This is a genomic window from Skermanella rosea, assembly GCF_016806835.2.
Taxonomy (GTDB): Bacteria; Pseudomonadota; Alphaproteobacteria; order Azospirillales; family Azospirillaceae; genus Skermanella; species Skermanella rosea.
In genome coordinates this window covers 4506353-4529151 of the sequence record NZ_CP086111.1, presented here as the reverse complement: position 1 = coordinate 4529151, position 22799 = coordinate 4506353, and the positions used below count along the sequence as shown (strand labels likewise).

General features: G+C 68.6%; 23 protein-coding genes. 13 read left to right on the top strand and 10 right to left on the bottom strand.

Going from position 1 to position 22799, the window contains the following annotated elements; all coding sequences use genetic code 11:
• The 5 genes from JL101_RS21180 to JL101_RS21160 form a co-directional block, all read right to left on the bottom strand.
• Positions 1 to 732 carry an ABC transporter ATP-binding protein gene (locus JL101_RS21180; RefSeq protein WP_203096473.1) on the bottom strand — a complete coding sequence of 244 codons (732 nt, stop codon included), beginning with the start codon at positions 730 to 732 and terminating at the stop codon, positions 1 to 3.
• The gene (locus tag JL101_RS21175) at positions 729 to 2546 is read right to left on the bottom strand and encodes a branched-chain amino acid ABC transporter ATP-binding protein/permease (RefSeq protein WP_203096474.1); all 1818 of its coding nucleotides are present in this window, start codon (positions 2544 to 2546) and stop codon (positions 729 to 731) included. The genes JL101_RS21180 and JL101_RS21175 overlap by 4 nt, the downstream gene beginning before the upstream one ends.
• A complete protein-coding gene (locus JL101_RS21170) occupies positions 2539 to 3375 on the bottom strand; it encodes a branched-chain amino acid ABC transporter permease (RefSeq protein ID WP_203096475.1) in 837 nt (278 codons plus the stop codon). The genes JL101_RS21175 and JL101_RS21170 overlap by 8 nt, the downstream gene beginning before the upstream one ends.
• 76 nt (positions 3376 to 3451) lie before the next feature.
• Positions 3452 to 4603 (bottom strand): substrate-binding protein, encoded by a 1152-nt coding sequence (locus JL101_RS21165; RefSeq protein ID WP_203096476.1) that lies wholly within the window; start codon positions 4601 to 4603, stop codon positions 3452 to 3454.
• Positions 4604 to 4648: 45 nt separating this feature from the next.
• Positions 4649 to 5518, bottom strand: a complete 870-nt coding sequence (locus JL101_RS21160; protein WP_203096477.1) for a nitrilase family protein — start codon at positions 5516 to 5518, stop codon at positions 4649 to 4651.
• Positions 5519 to 5982: 464 nt separating this feature from the next.
• On the opposite strand from JL101_RS21160, the gene JL101_RS21155 reads away from it, so the two are divergent.
• The 9 genes from JL101_RS21155 (at position 5983) to JL101_RS21115 (ending at position 15861) form a co-directional block, all read left to right on the top strand.
• A complete protein-coding gene (locus tag JL101_RS21155; RefSeq protein WP_203096478.1) occupies positions 5983 to 6843 on the top strand; it encodes a MurR/RpiR family transcriptional regulator in 861 nt (286 codons plus the stop codon).
• Positions 6840 to 7697, top strand: coding sequence for a D-amino acid aminotransferase (locus JL101_RS21150; protein WP_203096479.1), 858 nt, complete (start codon positions 6840 to 6842; stop codon positions 7695 to 7697). The genes JL101_RS21155 and JL101_RS21150 overlap by 4 nt, the downstream gene beginning before the upstream one ends.
• A gap of 11 nt (positions 7698 to 7708) precedes the next feature.
• Positions 7709 to 9610: an ABC transporter ATP-binding protein gene (locus JL101_RS21145; protein ID WP_203096480.1), complete on the top strand. Its 1902-nt coding sequence runs from the start codon at positions 7709 to 7711 to the stop codon at positions 9608 to 9610.
• A 28-nt stretch (positions 9611 to 9638) separates the two neighbouring features.
• Complete coding sequence (locus tag JL101_RS21140; RefSeq protein ID WP_228435039.1) at positions 9639 to 11168, top strand: glutathione ABC transporter substrate-binding protein; 1530 nt, start codon at positions 9639 to 9641, stop codon at positions 11166 to 11168.
• Positions 11169 to 11235: 67 nt separating this feature from the next.
• Positions 11236 to 12156 (top strand): glutathione ABC transporter permease GsiC, encoded by a 921-nt coding sequence (gsiC, locus tag JL101_RS21135; protein WP_203096481.1) that lies wholly within the window; start codon positions 11236 to 11238, stop codon positions 12154 to 12156.
• The gene (locus JL101_RS21130; RefSeq protein ID WP_203096482.1) at positions 12153 to 13040 is read left to right on the top strand and encodes an ABC transporter permease subunit; all 888 of its coding nucleotides are present in this window, start codon (positions 12153 to 12155) and stop codon (positions 13038 to 13040) included. The genes gsiC and JL101_RS21130 overlap by 4 nt, the downstream gene beginning before the upstream one ends.
• Positions 13037 to 14089, top strand: a complete 1053-nt coding sequence (locus JL101_RS21125; protein ID WP_203096483.1) for a DmpA family aminopeptidase — start codon at positions 13037 to 13039, stop codon at positions 14087 to 14089. The genes JL101_RS21130 and JL101_RS21125 overlap by 4 nt, the downstream gene beginning before the upstream one ends.
• Positions 14086 to 14904, top strand: coding sequence for a M55 family metallopeptidase (locus JL101_RS21120; RefSeq protein WP_203096484.1), 819 nt, complete (start codon positions 14086 to 14088; stop codon positions 14902 to 14904). The genes JL101_RS21125 and JL101_RS21120 overlap by 4 nt, the downstream gene beginning before the upstream one ends.
• A gap of 9 nt (positions 14905 to 14913) precedes the next feature.
• Positions 14914 to 15861 carry an isoaspartyl peptidase/L-asparaginase family protein gene (locus JL101_RS21115; protein WP_203096485.1) on the top strand — a complete coding sequence of 316 codons (948 nt, stop codon included), beginning with the start codon at positions 14914 to 14916 and terminating at the stop codon, positions 15859 to 15861.
• A 30-nt stretch (positions 15862 to 15891) separates the two neighbouring features.
• On the opposite strand, the gene JL101_RS21110 is transcribed toward JL101_RS21115, so the two are convergent.
• Positions 15892 to 16929, bottom strand: coding sequence for a sodium:calcium antiporter (locus tag JL101_RS21110; RefSeq protein WP_203096486.1), 1038 nt, complete (start codon positions 16927 to 16929; stop codon positions 15892 to 15894).
• 205 nt (positions 16930 to 17134) lie between these two features.
• Positions 17135 to 17602, bottom strand: coding sequence for a flavodoxin family protein (locus tag JL101_RS21105; protein WP_203096487.1), 468 nt, complete (start codon positions 17600 to 17602; stop codon positions 17135 to 17137).
• A 167-nt stretch (positions 17603 to 17769) separates the two neighbouring features.
• On the opposite strand from JL101_RS21105, the gene JL101_RS21100 reads away from it, so the two are divergent.
• Positions 17770 to 18714, top strand: coding sequence for an MBL fold metallo-hydrolase (locus JL101_RS21100; protein WP_203096488.1), 945 nt, complete (start codon positions 17770 to 17772; stop codon positions 18712 to 18714).
• Between the two features lie 20 nt (positions 18715 to 18734).
• On the opposite strand, the gene JL101_RS21095 is transcribed toward JL101_RS21100, so the two are convergent.
• From JL101_RS21095 to JL101_RS21085, 3 genes are all read right to left on the bottom strand, one after another.
• Positions 18735 to 19832: a YeeE/YedE family protein gene (locus JL101_RS21095; RefSeq protein WP_203096489.1), complete on the bottom strand. Its 1098-nt coding sequence runs from the start codon at positions 19830 to 19832 to the stop codon at positions 18735 to 18737.
• Positions 19833 to 19932: 100 nt separating this feature from the next.
• On the bottom strand, positions 19933 to 20307 hold the full coding sequence (locus JL101_RS21090) for an ArsR/SmtB family transcription factor (RefSeq protein WP_203096490.1): 375 nt from the start codon (positions 20305 to 20307) through the stop codon (positions 19933 to 19935).
• Positions 20308 to 20324: 17 nt separating this feature from the next.
• A complete protein-coding gene (locus tag JL101_RS21085) occupies positions 20325 to 20684 on the bottom strand; it encodes a thioredoxin family protein (protein WP_228435037.1) in 360 nt (119 codons plus the stop codon).
• Positions 20685 to 20814: 130 nt separating this feature from the next.
• On the opposite strand from JL101_RS21085, the gene JL101_RS21080 reads away from it, so the two are divergent.
• The 3 genes from JL101_RS21080 (at position 20815) to soxX (ending at position 22788) form a co-directional block, all read left to right on the top strand.
• Positions 20815 to 21549 (top strand): cytochrome c biogenesis CcdA family protein, encoded by a 735-nt coding sequence (locus JL101_RS21080; RefSeq protein ID WP_203096491.1) that lies wholly within the window; start codon positions 20815 to 20817, stop codon positions 21547 to 21549.
• A gap of 26 nt (positions 21550 to 21575) precedes the next feature.
• Entirely contained in the window at positions 21576 to 22070 is a 495-nt protein-coding gene (locus tag JL101_RS21075; protein ID WP_203096492.1) for a thioredoxin family protein, read from the top strand.
• A 319-nt stretch (positions 22071 to 22389) separates the two neighbouring features.
• Positions 22390 to 22788, top strand: a complete 399-nt coding sequence (gene soxX / locus JL101_RS21070) for a sulfur oxidation c-type cytochrome SoxX (protein ID WP_228435035.1) — start codon at positions 22390 to 22392, stop codon at positions 22786 to 22788.
• The last annotated feature ends 11 nt before the right edge of the window (positions 22789 to 22799 follow it).

Here is a 22799-nt window from a genome sequence, read left to right as displayed (position 1 = left end):
TCAGATGCGCAAATGCTGCTCCAGGGCCGCGGCGGTGTCGGCGTGCGCCACGTCGCCTTCCTCCACGATCTCGCCGATCTTCAGGATCGCGTAGCGGTCGGCGACGGACAGGGCGAAGGGCAGGTTCTGCTCGACCAGCAGGACGGTCACCCCGTTCCGCTCCTTGGTCGAGCGCAGGACCTGCGCCATCCTGTTCACCATCGAAGGCTGGAGGCCCTCGGAGATCTCGTCAATCAGCATGATCTTGGGCCGGGAGACGAGGCTGCGCGACAGCAGCAGCATCTTCTGCTCGCCGCCGCTCAGCGTTCCCGCCCGCTGCTTGAACCGCTTGGCGATGACCGGGAAGGCAGCCTCGACCTCGTCCATCCGTTCGCCGAGGAGGCGATCCTCGGTCACCCCCAGCCGAAGGTTCTCCTCGACGGTGAGATCCTGGAAGATCGCATATTCCTGCGGCGTGTAGGCCAGCGCCTCGCGGGCGTTGAGGTGCGGCGCGCGGTTCGTGATCTCGTTCCCGTCCAGGCGGATCGTGCCGGTCCTGGCCCGGACGAAGCCCATGATGGTCTTCAGCAGCGTCGACTTGCCCATCCCGTTCTTGCCCAGGACGACCAGGATCTCGCCCGGTGCGATCGAGAACGAGACGTCGCGGATGACCGTCGCGGCGCCGTATCCGCTGCTCAGGCCGGCGATCTCCAGCCGGCTTCTGCCGGCGGCTTCCATATTCGTTCCGCTCACGGTGCGGTCTCCAGTTCCTGACCGGCATAGACGGCCTTGACGAGATCGGACGAGACGACCTCCTCGACCGTGCCGTCGAGCAGCAGCTTGCCCTGGTGCAGGACGACGATGCGGTTGGAAATTTCCCGGACGAAATCGAGGTCGTGCTCGATCAGGAAGATGCAGAGGCGGTATTCCTCGACCAGCCGGGTCAGGACATGCCCGATCGCGACTCGCTCGGGCCGGGTAAGGCCGGCCGTCGGTTCGTCCAGCAGCAGGACGCGCGGCTCGGTGGCGAGGACCATCGCCAGTTCGAGCCCGCGCTTCATGCCGTGCGACAGGTATCTCGTTTCAACGCCCAGTTTGTGGTCCAGGCCGGTGGCCGCCAGGATTTCCAGCGCCGGATCGGGCAGCGCCACCGTCTCGCTCCGATGGAGGCCGCTGGCTCCGTCGATGCGGTAGCGGGCCAGCTTGAGGCACTCGCCGACGGTCAGGCTGTCGAACAAGCTGGTGTTCTGGAAGCTGCGACCGACGCCGAGCCCGACGATCCGCTGCGGCGAGCTCCGCCCGATCTCGGTCCCGGCGATCGCGACGGTGCCGCCGGTGCGCTCCGTGCCGTTGCTGATGCAGCGCATCAGGGTCGTCTTGCCGGCGCCGTTCGGCCCGACGATGCTGAGCAGTTGCCCCGCGATGCCCTCGACCTGGATGCCGTCCAGCACGGTCAGGCTGCCGTACCGGCACGTCAGGCCGTCGATCCGGATCGGGGCGGTAGAGCCGCTCGTGGCGGCCGGGCTCCCCTTGGCGGAGGAGACGAGCCTGATGCCGGTTCCCCGTGCCGTCTCCCCGTCGGCGGCATCGCGCCTGCGGTACCGGCGCCATGCGCCCGTCACAAGGGACGCCACGCCGTTCGGCAGCAGGATGATGACGACCACGAAGGTGACGCCGACGATGAAGTTCCAGAGGAACGGCAGGTTGCCCGACAGATATGATGACGTGACGTCGATGCCGATTGCGCCCAGGATCGGGCCGATGAGCGTGCCCCGCCCGCCGAGAGCCACCCAGATCAGGGACTCGGTGCCCAGGAGAAAGCCGGCCAGTTCCGGCGCCACCACGTTGGAAAAGGCCGCGTAGCCGAAACCGGCGACGGCCGCGATGCCGGCGCAGGCCACGAAGAGGCCGGTCTTGATCCGGGAAACCGGGATGCCGAGATAGGCGCAGCGGTCCTCGTTTTCCCGGATCGCCACCAGGATGCGGCCGTAGTCGCTGCGGACGAAGAGCCACGCGAGGGAGCCGACCACCACCAGGAAGACGCCGGCGATCCAGAACCAGGTGTCGATCGACCAGTAATAGGTCGGGAACCCGGACAGGCCGCTGCTCGACCCGGTGAAGCGCCCGCCGGAGAAGATGACCTGCACCAGCACGATCGGCAGGGCCAGCGTGACGATCGAGGAATAGAGGGGCGAGGCGCCGTGGTAGAACGAGAGCAGGCCCGTCAGCCAGGCCGTGACCATCGCCACGGCGATGCCGGCGGCCAGCGCGCCGATCGCCCACCCCGGGCCGAAGCCCCAGTGGGTGAAGACCAGCGCGCAGGCATAGGCTCCGATGCCGAAGAAGGCCGACTGCCCGAAGGTCAGGACGCCCGCATAGCCCCAGACAAGGTCCACCGTCAGCGCCAGGGCCGCGAGGAACAGCGCGCGGGTGAGGATGTTCGTCATGTAGGTGCCGAGATAGAGCGGCGCCGTACCGATGATGATCAGGGCGATGGCCGCGCCCACGGCCGTGCGCCCGATCTGGCGTCTCGACCGCCCGGTTGTATCCGGAATCGCTTCAGCCACGGGAGAGTCCTTGAGGTTTGATGCGCAGGATGACCGCCGCGAGCACGACGATCGTGATGCCGCCGAGGATGGGGCTGACGAAGGTGCTGACGAGCACCTGGGCGCCGCCGAGGACCAGGGAGGCGAGGGCCAGGCCGGGCACCGCGACCCCGGAAACAAGCACCAGCATGAACGAGTTGACCAGCCAGGGCAGGCCCATGTTGGGATCCACCGACAGTAGCGGCGTGATCAGGGCGCCCGCCGCGCAGGCTAGCGCCGCGCCGAGCCCGAACGTCACGGCGCGCACCTTGACGCTGTCGATGCCGAGCCCCCGCGCGAGGTTCTCGTTCATGATCACCGCGCGGGCATTGAGGCCGAAGCGGGTGAGATAGAGCAGCGCCGTCAGCAATAGGCCCAGGACGACCGCGACCCCGATCAGGATGAGCCTCCAAGAGGAGTAGGCGGTCCCGAGCAGGTCGACGGTCCCCGAGATCGGGCTTTGGGCGAACTGCACCTCCCGCCCGAAGGCGAAGACGATGACCTGCGCTATGATGATCCCCAGTCCCCAGGTCGCCAGGATCGCGTCGAGGGGCCTGGAATAGAGCGGCCGGACCACCAGCCGTTCGACCACGATCCCGAGGACGAAGCCGAAGGCCGCGGCGGCCGGTATGGTCAGCCAGGGGCTGTAACCGTGGGCGGTGACGACATGGGCGGTGTAGCCGCCCACGGTCAGGAAGGCGCCATGGGCGAAGTTGATCAGCTTCATGACGCCGAGGATGATCATCAGTCCGGTGGCCACGATGAAGAGCATCGAGGCCGTCGTCGCGATGTCGAGCAGAAGGACTGCCATCCGGTTTCCGTTCTTGGCCGTGCTGGAAGCGGGGCGGGCGGCTTATCGGCGGCCTTCCGCCCTACGGAACGAAGGATCAGAGGTTTGGGCACTGCTGGCCGGGATCGACGTTCTCGAAGGTCTTGATGACCTCGACGCTGCCGCCGTCCTTGACCTGGCCCAGATACATCGTCAGCGCGGTGTGGTGCTGCTTGTCCATCCGGATGGTGCCGCGCGGCCCGGTGAACGACACTTCGGGCAGGGCCTCGACGACTTCCTCCGGATCAGTGGAACCGGCCTTCTCGACGGCGGCCTTGTAGAGGTAGATCGCCTCGTACTGCGGGACGGAGAGATCGTTCGGGGTCTTGAGCTCGCCGCCGAACTTCTTCTGCATCGCATCCAGGAACTTCTTGTTCTCGGCACTATCGATGCCGGTCATGTAGGACTGCGAGATGAACATGCCGGTGGCATCGGCACCCATCGTCTTGGCGGTGCCCTCGTCGACGGCGAGGTTGCCGTAGGGGATCGTGACGCCCGCGTTGCGCAGCTGCTTGGTCAGGGTGACGTTGGGCGCACCGCCGGCCGTGGAGGTGATCAGGGCGTCGGGGTTCTTGGAGCGCAGGTCGCTGATGATCGGAGTCCAGTCGGAACCGTCCATCGGCAGGTATTCCTCACCCAGGACCCGGCCGCCCTTTTCTTCGATGTATTGCCGCGTGAACTCGAGCATGCCGCGCCCGAAATTGTAGTCGCTGCCGATCAGGTAGAAGGTCTTCGCGTTCAGCGTATCGCTGAAATGGTCGACGATCGGCTTGACCTGCTGGTCCGGAACCCAGGCGGGGACGAACATCCAGGGGCTGCACGAGCGGCCCTCGTAGAAGGATGTGTAGATGTACGGCTTTCCCGCCCGGTTGACGATCGGCAGGCCGGCATTGCGGGCGGCGCTCGTCTCCATCGAGATCAGGACGTCCACGTCGTCCTGGAAGACCAGGGAGTTGAAGGCGCGTTGCGCACCCTGCGCGCCGCTGCCGTCGTCGGCGACGACCAATTCGACCTGCCGTCCGAGAATGCCGCCCGCCGCGTTGATCTCTTCCACGGCCAGTTGGCTCGACTGCACGACCGAGGGCGCCACCACGCTGTTGGCGCCGCTCAGTCCGACCGGGATGCCGATCTTGACCGTCTCCTGCGCGGCGGCGCCGTTCATCAGCGCGCCCAGCAGCGCGAGGCCTCCGATCCATTGAAGCGTCTTCATGGTTCTTTCCCTGTCCTGAGTGATGTTTATTGGGCGAGGTTCTTGTCAGTACCAGTTGGGCCGCGCCGACGTGCCGAGCATTTCCGGATAGAGGTCGGTCCGCCGATCCCGCATGACCTGGTTGAAATTGTTCCAGGTGCGCTGGCGGCGCGCTGCCGAAAGATTGCAGATGCCGGTCACCATCGCGGGCTCGGAGACGCTTGCGGGGCCGGCGATCGGCCAGCCGTTGGGATTGATGATCAGGCTCTGCCCGATGAACGGCTGGCCGCGCTCGGTTCCGATCCTGTCGCAGGCGGCGACGAACATCGAGTTGCTGTGGGCGGCCGCCATGCAAAGGATGTTGGCCATCGCCGGCGCGTTGGCCGGCTGCTCCGCCATGGGCACCCAGTTGGTCGGAACACAAACCAGATCCGCACCCTGAAGGGCCAGGAGCCGCCACGCCTCGGGGAACCAGCCGTCATAGCAGATCAGGACGCCGATCCTGCCGAACGGCGTGTGGAAGACCGGGAATCCCAGGTCTCCGCGCTCGAAGTAGAGCGCTTCCGCGTTCCACAGATGGTTCTTGCGATAGGTGCCGATCACACCCTTGGGCCCGATGACGGCCGCGCTGTTGTAGAGGCGATCATCCTGCCGCTCGAGGAAACCGGCGACGACATGGAGGTCGTGGTCGGCCGCCGCCTTTGCCCAGGCGGCGATGGAGCTTCCGGTTTCGACGGTTTCCGAAAGCTCGTAGGCCTCCTTCCGGGAGCCGAGCACATAGCCCGAACTGCAGAGTTCCGGAAGAACCACAAGCTTCGAGCCCTGTCCCGCCGCGTCGCGGATCAGGGAAATGCTGGTCTCGACGTTGCGCTCCAGTTCGCCGATCCGCGGCTCGAACTGCAAGCATGAAATCTGGATCTCCGCTTCACCTGTCATGTGCACACCGCCCTACCGATCAAAGCGCCCGGCGGCAGGCTCCCGCCCACCCGCGACGCTGGTTGCCCACGGTCGTTTCGCTGGACAGCTGGTATTACCAGCGCGTTAACTATGTTGCATTCCCAATACAGAATACGGAAGCACGATCAAGAAAATTGGCGCTGAAACGCGCACAAATTTCGTACACGCCTATTGGACAGACACTATGCGCAAAGTTTGACCGCGCTATGCCGCGAAACACGGCGTTCTTGGCCTCCGATCGCCTGACCGATCATCGGTCAAGGGTTTCGGCACCGGCGACGACATTTCCAAGCGGACGCGGGATAAGGCTAGCCATTCGCTTGGTGAAAAAAAGCCTTGCATAAAAGTGTTGTTTCGAAAAAAAATGTTTCATCAATCGGGCGCATGGTGCGATGGAAAGCCGAAGTTCCCTCATCTCCCTTATCCTGGACCACCGCGGTTCGATGTCCGCGTCCCATGGCCGGCTGGCGGACCATATCCTGGCGAACCCGCTGCAATCGGCCACCATGGGGATCGAGCAGCTCGCCGGTGCCGCGGGTGTTTCGGTGGCGACCGTCAACCGCTTCGTCCGCGCGCTCGGGCTTGCCGGCTACGCGGAATTCCGCGCGCGCTCGGTCGAGGCGTTCCAGCAGACCATCGGCCCCATCGAGAAGCTTCGCGACCAGGAGGGCGCTCCGCGCGAACCCGCGGCGATCTTCGCGGCCGCCCTCCGCGCCGCCGCCGCCAATGTGGAGGAAAGCGAGCGCCTGCTGAACGGCGACGCCTGCGGCAGGGCCGCGGACATGATCCTGTCGGCCGGCACGGTCGTTCTCGTCGGGGCCGGCATCGGCGCCGCCCTGGCGGATTTCACGGCCGAGATCATGGCGCCCTTCTGCAGGGGCCAGCTCCTGCTGACCGGCTGGGGCGGGCCGGAGCGGATGATGCGGCACGCCATGCGGATCGGCGGCGGTGACGTGGTGATCGGGCTGACCGTCCCCCGCTACTCCCGGTCGACCATCGACCTGGTCCGGTCGCTACGCGGGCAGGGCGCCGGCGTGATCGGCCTGACCGACGCGCCGACCTCGCCGATCGTCCCCTACTGCGACGTGGCGCTGTTCGGCAGCGCCCAGCATCCGGTCCTGCACGCCTCCGTCACCGGGATCGTCGCGATGGCGGAGGGGCTGGCCGCCGTGCTGACCCGCCGGCGCCAGACGGTCGCCGACGCCACCGAACTCACCGAACGCATCTATCCCTATCTCGTCGACGACGATGCCGGGCCGGCGGATCCCGCCCAGCCGCCCGCCCCGCCGGAGGATCCCATTTGACGCTCGCTTACTGGAACGGACAGTACATGCCCCTGGACGCGGTGAAGGTCTCGCCGCTGGACCGGGGCTTCGTCTTCGGCGACGGCGTGTACGAGGTCGTGGCCTTCTATGGCACCGAGGCCTTCGAGCTCGACGCCCATCTCGCCCGGCTGGCGCGCAGCCTCGCCGAAATCAGGATCGCCCTCGACCCGATCGCCTGCGGCTTCGCGGGGATCTTCCGCCGCCTGCGCGCGGAGTGCGGCGCGGGCGACGCCACCGTCTATCTCCAGGTGACGCGGGGCGCGCCCGAGACCCGGGGCCATGCCTTTCCCGCCGACGCGACCCCTTCGGTGTTCGGCTTCGCCACGCCGCTCGCCCGCCTGCGGCCCGATGCGCTGGCGGCGGGCTTCCCGGCGGTGACCGCTCCGGATATCCGCTGGCAGCGGTGCGACATCAAGGCGATCTCCCTGCTTCCCGCCGTCCTGTCGGCCCAGGCCGCCAAGGAGCGGAACGCGCTGGAGACGATCCTGCACCGCGACGGGCTGGTGACGGAATGCTCGTCGAGCAACGTGCTGATCGTCAAGGAGGGCCGGATCGCCACTCCCGTCGCCGATCACCGCATCCTCGACGGCATCGACCGGCAGGTCGTCATCAGGCTCGCCCGCCACCACGGCATCCCGGTGCAGGAGCGGAACGTCATGCTGGAGGAGCTTCGGACGGCCGACGAGATCTGGATCACCAGCACCACCAAGGAAGTGGCGCCGGTCGTGACCCTCGATGGCGCCGCGGTCGGGTCCGGGAAGCCCGGTCCCGTCTGGCGCGAGATCCGCGCCGCCTTCGACGCCCTGATCGGCCGCCAGGCCAGCCAAGGATGACCCGGATACCCATGACAGCCACCATCGACGTCACCACCGGCCCCGTCTCCAGGACGCAGGGCGGCCCGCTGATCGAGGTCCGGGGCCTGACCGTGGAGTTCCCGACCGAGGACGGCGCCTTCCGCGCCGTCGACGACCTGAGCTTCACCATCCACCGCGGCGAGACGCTGGCCATCGTCGGGGAGTCCGGTTCGGGCAAGTCGGTGACCTCGCTCAGCCTGATGCGCCTCGTCGAGTTCGGCGGCGGCCGCATCGCTTCGGGCTCCCTGTGGCTGGAGGGGCGCGACGGCGCGCGCCGCGACCTGGCGCGGCAGACCCTGCCGGCCATGAACGCGGTCCGCGGCGACGAGATCGCCATGATCTTCCAGGAACCGATGACCTCGCTCAACCCGGTCTTCACCATCGGCGACCAGATCGCCGAGGCGGTCATGCTGCACCAGGGGCTGAGCCGGCGCGAGGCCCGCGCCGAGGCGCTGGCGATGCTGGAGAAGGTGCGCATCCCGGAGGCCCGCCGCCTGCTCGACCGCCATCCCCACCAGCTGTCCGGCGGGATGCGCCAGCGGGTGATGATCGCGATGGCCCTGTCGTGCCGGCCGAGCCTGCTGATCGCCGACGAGCCGACGACCGCGCTCGACGTCACCATCCAGGCCCAGATCCTGCGCCTGATCCGCACGCTCCAGGAAGAGATGGGCATGGCCGTCATGTTCATCACCCACGACATGGGCGTGGTGGCCGAGGTCGCCGACCGGGTGCTCGTCATGTATGGCGGCCGGAAGGTCGAGGAGGGCCCGGTGGAGGACGTCTTCGCGCGGCCCCGGCAGGCCTATACCAGGGCGTTGCTGGCCGCGGTCCCGAAGCTCGGCAGCCTCTCGGGGGAACCGCTGCCGCGCCGCTTCCCGGTGCTGTCCGACAGGGCGGAAGGCGCTCCCGCCGTCGCGGCGGATGCCGGGCAGGTCCAGGACACCGTCAGGCGGGACGAGAAGCCGCTGCTAGAGGTCAGCGACCTCGTCACGCGGTTCGAGGTCCGCCGCGGGCTGTTCGGCCGTCTGGTCGGCCGCGTCCATGCGGTCGAGCGGGTCAGCTTCGACGTCCGGCCGGGCGAGACGCTCGCCATCGTCGGCGAGTCCGGCTGCGGCAAGTCCACCACCGGCCGCACGATCATGCAGTTGCAGCAGGCGGAGTCCGGGTCGATCCGGTTCCGGGGCGAGGACATCTTCGCCATGAAGGCCGAGGAGCGGCGCCGCATGCGCCGCAAGATCCAGTACATCTTCCAGGACCCCTACGCCTCGCTGAACCCGCGCCTGACGGTCGGCTTCAGCATCGCGGAACCGCTCGTCACCCACGGGCTGGCGGCCGGGCGGGAAGTGGAGGAGCGCGTCGCCCGTCTCCTGACCGACGTCGGCCTTTCTCCCGACCACGCCAAGCGCTACCCGCACGAGTTCTCCGGCGGGCAGCGGCAGCGCATCTGCATCGCGCGGGCGCTCGCCTCCGAGCCCGAACTGATCATCGCCGACGAGGCGGTGGCGGCGCTGGACGTGTCGGTCCAGGCGCAGATCGTCAACCTGTTCATGGACCTCCAGGAGAAGCGGCGGCTCAGCTACCTGTTCATCTCCCACGACATGGCCGTGGTGGAGCGGGTCAGCCATCGCGTCGCCGTCATGTACCTGGGGCAGATCGTCGAGCTGGGGCCGCGCCAGTCCGTCTTCGAGAACCCGCGGCATCCCTATACCCGCCGGCTGATGGCGGCGGTCCCGGTCGCCGATCCGGCCCGGCGCGACCGCAACCGCCCGCTCCTGGAAGGCGAGATCCCGAGCCCGATGCGGCTGGTCGGCGACGAGCCGGCCTGGGACCGGCTGGTCGAGGTCGGTCCGGGACACTGGGTCGCCCGGCATCCGGTGGGCGACTTCCGCTGAAAACACGACAACGAAGGGATAGAGCACAGTGGCATTCAAGGAACTGATGACGGCCTGCGCGCTCGCGGCCCTGGCCGCGATGCCGGCCACGGCATCCGCGAGGACCCTGGTGGTCGGCGTGCAGGACAACCTCACCGGCCTCGACCCCACCAACATCAACGACACGCTGTCGCAGACCTCGCTGCGCACCGTCTACCAGGGCCTGTTCGGCTTCGACCGCGACATGAAGCTGGTTCCGCTGCTGGCCGAACGGTTCGAGGCCAGCGACGACGCGACCGAGTACACGTTCCATCTCCGCCGGGGCGTCAAGTTCCACGACGGCACCGACTTCGACGCGGAGGCCGTGAAGGTCAACATCGAGCGGCTCGCCAACCCCGAGAACCGACTGTCCCGCCGCAGCCTGGTGTCGATGGTGGATCGGGTCGAGGTGGTGGACCCCGCCACGGTCAAGGTCGTGCTGAAGGAGCCGTTCGGCGCCTTCCCCAACAATCTCGCCCATCCCGGCGCGATGATGATCAGCCCGGCGGCGATCGCGAAGCACGGCAAGGACATCGGCCGCAACCCGGTCGGCACCGGCGCCTTCAAGTTCAAGCGTTGGGCCGCCGACACCTTCGAGGTCGTACGCAACGAGGATTACTGGAAGCCGGACCTGCCGAAGGTGGACGGCGTCACGATCCGCTCGGTGCCGGAGAACGGCAGCCGCGTCGCGATGCTCCAGGCCGGGGAGGCGCAGTTCATCACCCCGCTGCCGCCCGAGATGGTGACGGTCGCGGAGCGCAACGCCGACCTCGAGGTCGTCAAGCGCCCATCCATCGTCGGCTGGTACGTGGCGATGAACACCTTGAAGAAGCCGTTCGACGACGTCCGCGTCCGGCGGGCGCTGAACTACGCCGTCAACAAGCAGGCCTATTGCAAGGTCGTCGAGAACGGCTTCTGCGACCCGCTCGACTCGCCGTTGCCGTCGCTGCTCCGGTTCCACCAGGCGCAGGAGCCCTATGCCTTCGACCTGGCGAAGGCCAAGGCGCTGCTGGCGGAGGCCGGCTATCCGAACGGGTTCGAGACCGAGATGTTCGGCAAGAACAACACCACGGCCATGCGGGCCATGCAGTTCCTCCAGCAGCAGTTCGCCCAGGTCGGGGTCAAGGTCGCGGTGACCCCGCTGGAGGCGGGCGTCGAGGCCCAGCGCATCTGGAGCGTCGCGAAGCCGGAGGACGCCACGGTCAAGATGCAGTTCGCCGGCTGGTCGTCCTCGACCGGCGACGCCGACTGGGCGCTGCGTCCGCTCCTGGCGAGCACCAGCTTCCCGCCGGCCATGTTCAACGTCGCCTACTACCGCAACGAGGCCGTCGACAAGGCCATCCAGTCGGCGATCGGGACGGCCGACGCCGACAAGCGGGCGGGGTTCTACGCCGAGGCCCAGAAGCTGATCTGGCAGGACGCGCCCTGGGTGTTCCTGGGCACCAACCAGCTCCTGACCGCCCAGAGCAAGAACCTCAGCGGCGTCTACATGCTTCCCGACCGCGGCTTCTCGCTCGAGGAAGCGGCCTTCACGAACTGAGCGCCGTCCCCCCGCGCGGCACCGGTGCCGCGCGGGGGCTTCGCCAGCAGGACGTTGGGATCCATCTATGTCCAGTTATCTGATCAGGCGGCTGATCGGCACGGTGCCGGTCATCCTGGTGATCTCGCTGCTCGTCTTCGCCTTCGTCCACCTCCTGCCGGGCGATCCGGCCCGGCTGGTGGCGGGACCCGACGCCACGCCCCAGGACGTCGCCAACGTCCGGCAGTCGCTCGGCCTCGACCGGCCGCTGTGGGAGCAGTACGCGGTCTTCCTCGGCAATGCGGTCCAGGGCGATTTCGGCATCTCCCTGAAGACCCGCCGCCCGGTCATCGAGGAGATCGGCGAGCGGCTGATGCCGACGTTCTGGCTGACGGTCGTGAGCATGGTCTGGGCCACCGTCGCCGGCCTGCTGATCGGCGTGCTTTCCGCCGTCAGGCGCGGCCGGTGGCAGGACTATACCGGCATGCTGGTGGCGGTTTCCGGCATATCGTTCCCGTCGTTCTGGCTGGGTCTGCTGCTGATCGACGCCTTCTCGGTCCAACTCGGCTGGCTGCCGACCGGCGGATACGGAACTTGGCAGCATTTCGTCATGCCGGCCTTCACGCTGGGGCTGGGGGTCGCCGCCGTGATGGCGCGCTTCACCCGATCGGCCTTCGCGGACATCGCGCGCGAGGACTATGTCCGCACCGCCCGGGCCAAGGGCGTGCCGGAGCGGTTCGTCGTCTGGAAGCACACGCTGCGGAACGCCCTGGTGCCGGTGATCACGATGGTCGGCCTCCAGTTCGGCTTCCTGCTCGGCGGCTCGATCGTGGTCGAGACCGTGTTCTCCTGGCCGGGGCTCGGGCGGCTTCTCGTCGATTCCGTGTCGTACCGGGACTATCCGGTGATCCAGGCCGAGATCCTGCTCTTCTCGATCGAGTTCATCCTCATCAACCTCGCCGTCGACGTGCTCTACGCGCTGGCGAACCCGGAGATCCGCTACAAATGACAGCCGTCGCAAACCCGGCGACCCTGGCGGCGCGGCCGGTCCGCAGCCCCTGGCGCGAGTTCGTCCGCCGGTTCCGCCGCGAGAAGCTGGCCATAGCCGCCGGGATCTTCCTGCTCCTCCTGCTGATCGTGGCGGTCGGCGCTCCCTATCTGGCGCCTTACGACCCGGCCGAGCCCGACTACATGCGGATACTGGAGGGTCCCTCGGCCGTCCACTGGGCGGGGACCGACGCCTATGGGCGGGACATCCTCAGCCGGATCATCCACGGGGCCCGTATCTCGCTCGCGGTCGGTTTCCTCTCGGTGACGCTCGGCGGCCTGATCGGCGTGGTCCTGGGGCTGGTCAGCGGCTTCCACGGCCGCTGGGTGGACTCCGCGATCATGCGGGTCTGCGACGTGCTGCTGGCGTTTCCCGGAATCCTGCTGGCGATCGCCGTCATCGCGATCCTGGGGCCGGGCATCGACAACGTCATCTACGCGGTCGCGGTCTTCAGCGTGCCGGTCTTCGCCCGGCTGGTCCGGGGCTCGACGCTGGCGCTCAAGCAGGCCGTCTACGTGGACGCGGCGCGCGCCATCGGCGTACGCGACAGCGTGCTCATGCTGCGCCACCTGCTGCCGGGGACCTTGCCGAGCGTGATCGTCTATTTCTCGATGCGGATCGGGACCGCGATCCTGACGGCGGCCAGCCTCAGCTTCATCGGCCTCGGCGCGCAGCCGCCCAGCCCGGAATGGGGCGCCATGCTCGCCGACGGGCGCAGCTATATCGGCGTCGCCAGCCACGTGACGGTCTTTCCGGGGCTGGCGATCTTCATCACCGTGCTGGCCTTCAACATGCTGGGCGACGGCCTGCGCGACGCGCTCGACCCGAAGCTGAGGACGCCGTGACCGGCACCGTCCGGCTTGCCCGGGACTACGGCCTGGCCTGCGGCACCCTGCCGGCCGGGGCGCTCAACGCGATCACCGACGTGCCCGGCGTACGGGTGGGGCACCTGACCCGCACGGACGGCGACCTGCGAACCGGCGTCACCGCGGTGCTGCCCCATGGCGGCAACCTGTACCGCGACAAGGTCCCGGCCGCGGCCGACGTCATCAACGGGTTCGGCAAGAGCGCCGGCCTGATCCAGGTCGAGGAGCTGGGCTCGGTCGAGACGCCGATCCTGCTGACCAACACCTTCGCGGTCGGCACCGGTTTCAACGCGCTGGTCCGCCACGCGATCCGGGGGAACCCCGACATCGGCCGCGAAACGGCGACCGTCAATCCGGTCGTCTGCGAATGCAACGACGGCTATCTCAGCGACATACAGGCGATGGCCCTGACTGAGGCCGATACCCTGGAGGCGGTCGCCGCCGCGCTGGAAGGGCCGGTGGCCCAGGGCTCGGTCGGTGCCGGGACCGGCATGAGCGCCTTCGGCTTCAAGGGCGGGATCGGCACCGCGTCGCGCCGCCTCGCCCTGGACGGGGAGGGCTTCCATCTCGGCGTCCTGGCGCTCGCCAATTTCGGCAGGGCAGGGGACCTCGTGCTGCCCGACGGACGCCGGCCGGTGCCTCCCGACGTCCGGGGGCCGCGCGGCGAGCGCGGCTCCGTGATCCTGCTGATGGCCACGGACATCCCGCTGGAGAGCCGGCAGCTCCGGCGCGTGGCAAGGCGCGGCGGTGCCGGCCTCGCCCGCCTGGGTGCCTACTGGGGCCACGGCAGCGGCGACATCGCGCTGGCTTTCACCACCGCGCGCCGCATCCGCCACGACCAGGCGCGCGACATCGTGGAAACGGCCTGCCTGAACGAGAACCGGATCGACCGCCTGTTCCGGGCGGCCGCCGAGGCAACCCAGGAAGCCGTCCTCAACGCGCTGTGCGCCTCCCCCGCCATGACGGGCCGCGACGGGCACGGGAGGCCATCGCTGGCCGACTGGCTGTCGGAAAGGGAACCCTCGTGAACGTCTATATCTGCGCCGACATCGAGGGCGTCGCCGGCGTCGTCTCGCCCGAGCAGTGCCGGCCCGGCAACGCAGAGTACGAGCGCGCCCGCCGCCTGATGACGGAGGAGGTCAACGCCGCGGTCGAAGGAGCGCTGGAGGCCGGCGCCTCCGCCGTCCTGGTCAACGACGCGCACGGTCCGATGACCAACCTCCTGCCGGAACTCCTGCATCCGGCGGCCGGGCTGATCCTGGGCAAGCCGAAGCCGCTCAACATGTTCGCGGGGCTCGATGGCGGTTTCGACGCCGTCTTCTGCGTGGGGCACCATGCCCGGGCCGGCGGCTTCGGCGTGCTGGCACACACCACCAATGGCTTCGCGTTCCGCGCCGTTCGCGTCAACGGCGAGGACCTGGGCGAGCCGGGTCTCTACGGCGCCTATGCGGGAAGCCTGGGCGCGCCGGTGGCGATGGTCACCGGCGACGACCGCTGCGCCGCCGAGAACCGGCGTTTCTTCCCGGGCGCCGAACTTGTCGAGGTCAAGCGGGCGCTGGGCAACCGCGCCGCCCGGAACCTTCCGGTCGAGGCCGCGCGGCGGGCGATCCGCGACGGTGCCGGGCGCGCGCTGGCCCGGCTCGGGGAAATCAAACCCTTCGTCATCGAACCGCCCCTGACGCTGGAATTCGAGATGACCCATCCGTCGCTCGGCGATCTGGTGGCGGTCCTGCCGCCCGCCGAACGACTCGACGCCCTCCGCATCCGGCTTCCGGCCGCGTCGATCGCCGACGCGATCGGCTGGATGAACTCCATTTCGGCCATGGCCGCTTTTCTACGCTGAGGTTCCACAGTGACCAGACCTGATCCCGTGCTGGCGATCCACGGCGGTGCCGGTACGATCCGGCGCCAATCCATGACGCCGGAGGCGGAAGCCCGCTACCATGCCGGACTGCGCGACGCGCTGTCCGCCGGCTACGCCGTCCTGGCCCGCGGCGGCCCGGCGCTCGACGCGGTGGTCGAGGCCGTCAAGTCGCTGGAGGACAATTCCCTGTTCAATGCGGGCCGCGGCGCCGTCTTCAACGCCGACGGGACCCAGGAGATGGACGCGGCGCTGATGGATGGGAGGGACCGGCGCGCCGGGGCGGTGGCCGGGATCTGCGGGCCGCGCCACCCGATCCTTGCGGCCCGCGCCGTGATGGAGCGCTCCGAGCATGTCCTGCTCTGCGGGGACGGGGCCCGGCGGTTCTGCGCCGAGGCCGGGCTGGAGCACCGCGACCCCGCCTGGTTCCGCACGGAGCAGAGGTGGCAGGCGTTGCAGGAGGAGCTGGAGCGGCGCCGCGCCGGGGCCGCCGACGACGGCGACGAGGCGCGCAAGCACGGCACCGTGGGGGCCGTGGCCCTCGATGGCGACGGGCACCTGGCCGCCGCCACCTCGACCGGCGGCATGACGGCCAAGGCGGCCGGCCGGGTCGGCGACAGCCCGGTGTTCGGCGCCGGCACCTGGGCCGACGACCGGACCTGCGCCGTGTCAGCCACGGGCCACGGCGAGCTGTTCATCCGCCATGCGGTCGCGCACGAGATCGACGCGCGCATGCGCTGGGGCGGCCAGCCGCTGGCCACGGCGGCGGAATCCATCATCGCCGAGATAGCGCCGCTCGGCGGGTCCGGCGGGCTCATCGCGGTCGATGCCCGGGGAAACGTGGCGCTTCCGTTCAACAGTTCCGGGATGTACCGCGGCGTGGCATCCGGCGCCGGTGTGCTGACCGGCATCTATGGCGATCCGCTGGTCGGGAGATGAGTTTCCCGTCCGGCCTGCCTACTGGAACGGTCAGGTGAAGACCAGCACGATCGAGCAGGCGTAGAGGGCGAGCACCAGCGCGCTCTCGAAGCCGATGTTGGCGATCCCCTGCTGCTGGCGCCGCAGCATGCCGAGCAGCAGGATGCCGGTCATCAGGATGGCCAGGACGGTGGTGAAGACGTTCTCGTCCGTGAACCGGTGGTAGATCGAGCCGGAGCGGTAGAAGATGTCGGCCGCGGCCAGGAACAGCACCTCGAAGGCATTGCCGCCGATGATGTCGCCGACGGCCAGGCTCACGGCGCCGATCCGGACCGCGGCGATGGCGGTCACCAGTTCCGGCAGGGAGTTCGACACCGCCGTGAACACGGTGCCGACCGCCGTCTCCGACAGGCCGGTCAGGCCGACCAGGGCGATGCTCGCCTCGCCGATGAGGTATCCCGCGACCGCCGTGATCGCGGCATAGGCCCCGAACAGCGTCCACAGCCTCAATGTCGGTCGGCGGTCCCCGTCTTCTTCGGCCTCTTGGGCCTCGTCCTGGGTATCGTCCGTCATCACCGGCGACCACATCGGCATCTCCTTCACGCGCGACAGCAGCTTCAGGCCGAAGCCGTACATGACGAACAGCAGGATGGAGGCGGGGTGGACGCCGAGGATCGTGATCTCGGGCGACGCCATCGCCAGCAGCGGGATGGTCAGCATGGTGACGAGCAGCGTGCCCTGGACCAAGCCGGTCAGGGTGGCGGCGGCGTGCTCCAGGTTGGCTCGCCGGTATACCAGGTCGGCGACCGCCAGGAACGTCGTCTGGGCGGTCAGGCCGCCCACCGCGTTGCCGATTGCCAGCCCCGCGTAGCCTTCGCCGGCGGTCGTCATGGAGGTGATGATGCCGGGCAGCGAGGTGCTGCCGCCGACGAACAGGGCGCCCGCGATGATCTCGCCCATGCCGGTCCGGTCCGCCAGCGTGTCCGCGACGCCGGCCAGCCTGGTGCCGGCGAACGCGATGGCCAGGGCGCAGACCACGAAGATGCCGATCACGCCGGCGAGAGGGAAACCCGACAGGTCGAGCAGCACCTCAGCCGCTCCGGTGGGAGCTGCGGGCCTGCCGGCGGTGCGGTCCCCGGGCTGCTTCGGCGAGGCGATGCGGCATCGATTGAATCCTTCAGAGAAGAACCAGCCCGACCGTAAGGACGCTCCGGAATGCGGATCGGTTCCGCCGGATTGCGCCCTGATGCCCGTTCGGACGCGGTCCATCCGGCCGGACCGGGCCGCCGTGGGACTAGAAGATGCCGGCCTCCAGTCCCGCCGCCATCAGGGTGCCGAGCTCTTCGCACTGTCCGGCGAACTCGCTGCTGAAGTTGCCCCGAAGCACCAGCGGTTCCCGGACCGCGCTCCATCGGAGTCCCGTGACGATGGTGGTCACGGCCCGGCAGGTTCCGGTCCCGTCATGACCGGCGCGAACGTAGAGGGCGTAGGGAAGCCCCTGCGTTCGGTCGAGGCAGGGATAATAGATGCGGTCGAAGAAATCCTTGAGCGCCCCGCTCATGTAGCCGAGATTCTCGGTCGTCCCGAGAATGATGCCCCGTGCCGCCAGGACATCCTCCGGCCCGGCCCGCAGGGGCTCCAAGGCCCGCACCTCGACATCCTCGACGTCGGGAGAGCGCGCGCCGCGGATCACGGCATCGCGGAGGAGCCGCGTGTTCTCGGACGGCGTATTGGCGACGATCAGCAGATGCTTTCCGATCATGATGTTTCTTCCGCCCGCGGGTCCGGGGCACGATACCCTGCCCGGATCCGCCCCGCCACCCTTGCCCGACACGGCCCGCCTGCGCCGGACCCGCGGTCCCGGGGCGGCATTGACGGTCCGACGGCTTTGTGCAAACATTCAATAAACTGCATATGTTGGGGGGAGTGATGGACTGGACGGGAAAGGGCTGCCGGGCGGGGGCGTCGCGGCGTGATTTCAATCGCTTGGCGATCCGGACGCTGCTTGCCGCGGGAGCCGCGGTCACGCTGGGGCCGCGCCGTGCGATGGCCGGCGGCGACGGCACGGTCCGGACGGTCAGCGACGGGCACCTCCAACTGCCGCTCGACTTCGTGCTGCCGGGCATCCCGCAAGCGGAACTGGCGGACTTCCGCCGGGAATTCGGCCTGCCGCAGGATGGACTGAGGCCGGAGTGCAACGTCACGCTCCTGCGCCTGCCCGGCCGGCTGGTGCTGTTCGATGCGGGGGCCGGGCCGAACTTCATGCCGACCGCCGGCAAGCTGCCGGACAATCTCGCCAAGGCCGGGATCGATCCGGCCGAAATCACCGACGTGGTGTTCACCCACGCCCATCCCGACCACATCTGGGGCGTCACCGACGACTTCGACGAGATCGTCTTCCCCAACGCGACCTTCCGCATTTCCCGGACCGAATGGGACTACTGGCGGGCCGAGGAGACGCTGGCGTCGATGCCGGACGAGCGCAAGGCGTTCGTGGTCGGCGCCCGCGGCCGGCTCGACGCGATCGAGCCCCGGATGGCGTTGTTCGACGCCGGCGAGGAGGTCCTGCCGCGGGTCGAAGCCTTCGACGCGGCCGGGCACACGCCCGGGCACATGGCGTTCGTCGTCCATGGCCTCGACGACCCGATCATGGTGGTGGGCGACGCTGTTTCGAACGACCCGATCTCCTTCGCCCGGCCGGACTGGCCTTGGGGAGCCGACCATGATCCCGCCCGGGGAGCGGCCACCCGCCGCCGCCTGCTCGATCGCCTTGCCGGCGACCGGGCGCGGCTGGTCGGTTTCCACCTGCCCGGCGGAGGCATCGGCCGGGCGGAGCGGCAGGGCGGCGGCTACCGCTTCGTCCGGGAGGGCTGACCCCGCGCCCGCCGGGGGCCTCAGCCGAGCCGCGCGCGGTGGAGCGGCCAGAAGGCATGGCGGACGGACCCCTCCAGGAGGAGCGCCAGCCCGAGCCGCGCCCCGACGGCGATGGAGACGAGGACGACCGGCGCCGAGACGCTGAGCAGCGAGGCGGCAGAGACGCCCTGGCCGATGGTGCATCCCAGCGCGAACACGCCGCCGGTACCCATCAGGAAGGCACCGGCGAGGTGGCGGGAGAGTTCGCGGGCGTCGTCGCAGGCTTCCCACCGGACTTCTTGCCGGCGCCACGCGGCGGCGGCGGCGCCGACGATCACGCCGGCGACCAGACCGACGCCGTAATCCGGGATCGTGCCCGTGAAGGTGATGAGGTGCAGGATCAGGTCGCCCGGCGGGACGACGAAGGAGGCGGACTCGATCTGCACCGGCACGAAGGCGTGGCCGGCGGTGTAGGAGGTGATCGCCCAGCCGGCCGCGACCGCGAAGCCGATGGCGGTGCCGGCGATGATTTTGCCCCGGTCCCTCCGGAATTCGGCGCTTCGGAACACCCAGAACGCCAGGAGTCCGGCCACCGTCACGGCGGTGGCGAGCCGCAGGTCCGCTCCCGTCAGGACCGACAGGATCGAGCCCAGGGACTGGTCGGAAGCGCCGATCCGCGTGATGTCGAACGCCAGTCCATCGACCACCGCGACACGGCCGTAGCCGATCAGCCCGCGCTGCGCCGCCAGCGCCGACAGGCCGAGCACCAGCATCACCACCACGCTGCGCAGCGAGCCGCCGCCGACCCGCACCAGTGCGCCGAAGCCGCAGGTGCCGACCAGGGCCATGCCGAAGCCGAAGGCCAGTCCCCCCGCGATCGCCCCGGTCCACCCGAAGGACGGCGACAGGTAGAAGCTCTCCCGCGGATCGAACAGGCCGGTCGCGGCGAGGCCCTGGGTCAGCGCGATCGCCACCGCGATCGCCAGCGCCCAGGCCCGCAGGCCGTTGCTGTCACCGGCATACCAGTGGCGCTCGAGCGCCGCCATCGTGCAGAAATGATGCCGCCGGGCGATGAAGCCCATGAGGCAGCCGACCAGGAAACCGCCCAGCGGCAGAAGCAGGCCGTTCGAGACGAGCATGCTGCATCCTCCCCCGTGCCCTTCGAAGGGCTTATCGTTCGCAGGGTGAACGTTAAGGGCGACTTCGGCCGGGTTCAAGCCCGCGCATGGCGACCGCTCTTCAGGAACGGTCCTGCCCGTCGCGCCCGGGCGCGCAGAACAGCTCGTGCAGCATGCCGATGACGGCGGTCACCTCCTCGTTGGCGAGGCTGTAATAGATCATCCGGCCGTCGCGCCGGGTATTGACCAGACGGTCGTAGCGGAGGCGGGCAAGCTGCTGCGACACCGCGGCCTGCGGCATCGACAGGATCTCCTCCAGGTCGGAAACCGAGCGTTCGCCCTCGACGAGCAGGCAGAGGATCAGCAGGCGGGTTTCATGCGCCAGCGCCTTGAGAAGCTCGCTCGCTTTCCTCGCCTGTTCCAAATAGACCTCGATGTCCTTCCTGGAGGTGGCCTTGTCGATCCGCGGAAAAGCGGGTGCAGCGGGTCGTTCCATTCGCGAAGCCACTCCGTCTACCGTTCGGGGGTCGATGAAGTATCGACGTGCCCCGGTACCTTCTCCAACATCCGGCCGAGGAGTTCCCAGAAGAATTCGTCTCCCGGATAGCCGCGCAGCCGGTCGAGCTCCCGCCCGTCGTGGACGAGCACGAAGGTCGGCGTCAGCCGCTCGGGGGCGACCTCCGCCAGATCCTCGGGCCAGGGCTTCGTGATGTCCACGCGGCGCAGCGGTGCCAGCCGCCCCTCCGATGTCCGGCCGTACTGCGGTGCCACCTCCTCGTTGAAGCGCTTGCACCAGACGCAGCCCGGCTGCTCCATCATGACCAGTTCGGCCGCCCGCAGCTCGGCGGCCCCGGCCGATACGGCCGCCAGCAACGCCAGCCCATAAATTCGATTTGCAATATATCTAGATTTCCGCATACTTCAGCTTAGTCCGGTTTCCTGAAGGCGTGAAGCGCGGTCACGCTCCGGAGTCGATAATAAGACCGCCCTGGGGAACGTTCAAATGCTCGATGTCGGTTTCGGTGCCGCATTGCTGGCCGGCGTTCTGTCGTTCGTGTCGCCCTGCGTCCTGCCGATCGTCCCGCCTTATCTGGCATATCTGGCCGGCCTCAGCTTCGATCAGGTCCAGTCGGGCGGGGGAGAACCCGGCGAAGCCCGGCGCATCGTCCTGTCGTCGCTGGCCTTCGTCGCCGGTTTCACCACCGTGTTCGTGGCCCTCGGCGCTACGGCGAGCGTGGTCGGAAAGATGATCGCGCAGTGGTTCGACGTGCTGTCGATCGTCGCCGGCATCATCATCATTCTCATGGGCTTCCATTTCCTCGGGGTATTCCGGCTGGCGCTGCTCTACCGCGACGCCCGGATCACGGTGGAACGGAAGCCGGCCGGCCTGGGCGGCGCCTATGTCCTGGGCCTGGCCTTCGCCTTCGGCTGGACCCCGTGCGTCGGCCCGGTCCTGGCGGCGATCCTGTTCGTGGCGGGATCCCAGGGCGACGCGGTGCGCGGTGCCGGACTGCTGGCGGTCTATGCGATGGGGATCGGCGTGCCGTTCGTCCTGGCCGCCGCCTTCGCCACGCGTTTCCTGGGCTTCGCCGCGCGTTTCCGCCGGCACATGCACAAGGTCGAGATGGCGATGGGCGGCTTCCTCGTGCTCACCGGCATCCTGTTCATCACCGGGCAGATGGCGGCGATCTCCTATTGGCTGCTGGAGACGTTCCCGGGATTCGCATCGATCGGTTAGGAAATCCTTGATCCACGGAGTCGACCATGGCGAAGGCATTGCTGGCTGCGGCCGTCCTGCTCTCGGGCGCCACCCTCGTGAACGCGGCGGAGATCGGGGACGACGGATTGCACAAACAGGACTGGTTCTCCCTGACCTTCCGCGACGTCGGGGAGGACATGGAGGCGGCCCGGTCCGAGGGGAAGGGGCTGGTCCTGGTGTTCGAGCAGCGCGGCTGCGTCTACTGCGCCAGGATGCACGAGCAGATCCTCGGCGATCCGCAGGTCCGGGACTTCATCCGGTCCAACTTCAAGGTCGTCCAGTACAATCTCTTCGGGAGCGAGGAGGTGACCGACCTCGACGGCGAGGTGCTGACCGAGAAGACGGCCGCCCGCCGCTGGAACGTGGTGTTCACGCCGACGCTGATCTTCCTGCCCGACACGGCCCCGGAAGACGCGTCCGGCAAGGGGACGGTGGCGCAGGCGGCGGTCGCCACGATGCCGGGGGCCTTCGGCAAGCAGACCTTCCTGCACATGTTCTAGTGGGTGCGCGAGAAGGGCTACGCGACCGACGAGCACTTCCAGAAGTACCATGCCAGGAAGCTGGAGGAGCTCCAGGCCCGGGGGATGGCGCCCGGCGAATGACGCCGCCGGAGCGCTCCGGACGACATATTCAAACATAGCAATTTTTGCATTGATTGACGCTGCGAACAGCGGTACGCTCGAACAATCAAGAGAGATCGCCCGGACAGGGCGGCGTTCCGGGGGAGATGAACCCATGAGGTGGCCCGTGAAGTGGTTCCCGTTCCACGCGGCACTGTGCCTGACGTCCCTGATTTCCTTATCCGCCGCGGCTGCCGCCATGGCTGCTGATATCGCTCCCGGGGACGTCCGGTTCGACGACGCGGCCGTTGCCGGACGGGTATCCGACCATGTCGGGAACGCCGAGGCCGGGAAGAAGGCCTTCGTCAACCGCGGCTTGGGCAACTGCCTCGCCTGCCACGCCGTCTCGACCCTCTCCGACGAGCTTTTCCATGGCGACGTTGGCCCGTCGCTGGACGGCGCCGCCGGCCGCTGGTCGGCCGCCCAGTTGCGGGCGATCGTCGTGAACGCCAAGCAGGTGTTCGGACCCGACACGGTCATGCCGGGCTTCTACACCCTCGATGTCGGTACCGGCGTCGCCAAGGCCTTCAAAGGCAAGACCATCCTGACCGCCGAGCAGGTCGAGGACGTGGTCGCCTTCCTCGGAACCCTGAAATGACCAGAAAGCCC

Coding starts and splice junctions, on each gene's coding strand:
- JL101_RS21095 (WP_203096489.1), bottom strand. CDS start 19,832: ATGCTCGTCTCGAACGGCCTGCTTCTGCCGCTGGGCGGTTTCCTGGTC.
- JL101_RS21130 (WP_203096482.1), top strand. CDS start 12,153: ATGACAGCCGTCGCAAACCCGGCGACCCTGGCGGCGCGGCCGGTCCGC.
- JL101_RS21080 (WP_203096491.1), top strand. CDS start 20,815: ATGCTCGATGTCGGTTTCGGTGCCGCATTGCTGGCCGGCGTTCTGTCG.
- soxX (WP_228435035.1), top strand. CDS start 22,390: ATGGCTGCTGATATCGCTCCCGGGGACGTCCGGTTCGACGACGCGGCC.
- JL101_RS21145 (WP_203096480.1), top strand. CDS start 7,709: ATGACAGCCACCATCGACGTCACCACCGGCCCCGTCTCCAGGACGCAG.
- JL101_RS21155 (WP_203096478.1), top strand. CDS start 5,983: ATGTCCGCGTCCCATGGCCGGCTGGCGGACCATATCCTGGCGAACCCG.
- JL101_RS21160 (WP_203096477.1), bottom strand. CDS start 5,518: ATGACAGGTGAAGCGGAGATCCAGATTTCATGCTTGCAGTTCGAGCCG.
- JL101_RS21090 (WP_203096490.1), bottom strand. CDS start 20,307: ATGGAACGACCCGCTGCACCCGCTTTTCCGCGGATCGACAAGGCCACC.
- gsiC (WP_203096481.1), top strand. CDS start 11,236: ATGTCCAGTTATCTGATCAGGCGGCTGATCGGCACGGTGCCGGTCATC.
- JL101_RS21165 (WP_203096476.1), bottom strand. CDS start 4,603: ATGAAGACGCTTCAATGGATCGGAGGCCTCGCGCTGCTGGGCGCGCTG.
- JL101_RS21105 (WP_203096487.1), bottom strand. CDS start 17,602: ATGATCGGAAAGCATCTGCTGATCGTCGCCAATACGCCGTCCGAGAAC.
- JL101_RS21100 (WP_203096488.1), top strand. CDS start 17,770: ATGGACTGGACGGGAAAGGGCTGCCGGGCGGGGGCGTCGCGGCGTGAT.
- JL101_RS21075 (WP_203096492.1), top strand. CDS start 21,576: ATGGCGAAGGCATTGCTGGCTGCGGCCGTCCTGCTCTCGGGCGCCACC.
- JL101_RS21170 (WP_203096475.1), bottom strand. CDS start 3,375: ATGGCAGTCCTTCTGCTCGACATCGCGACGACGGCCTCGATGCTCTTC.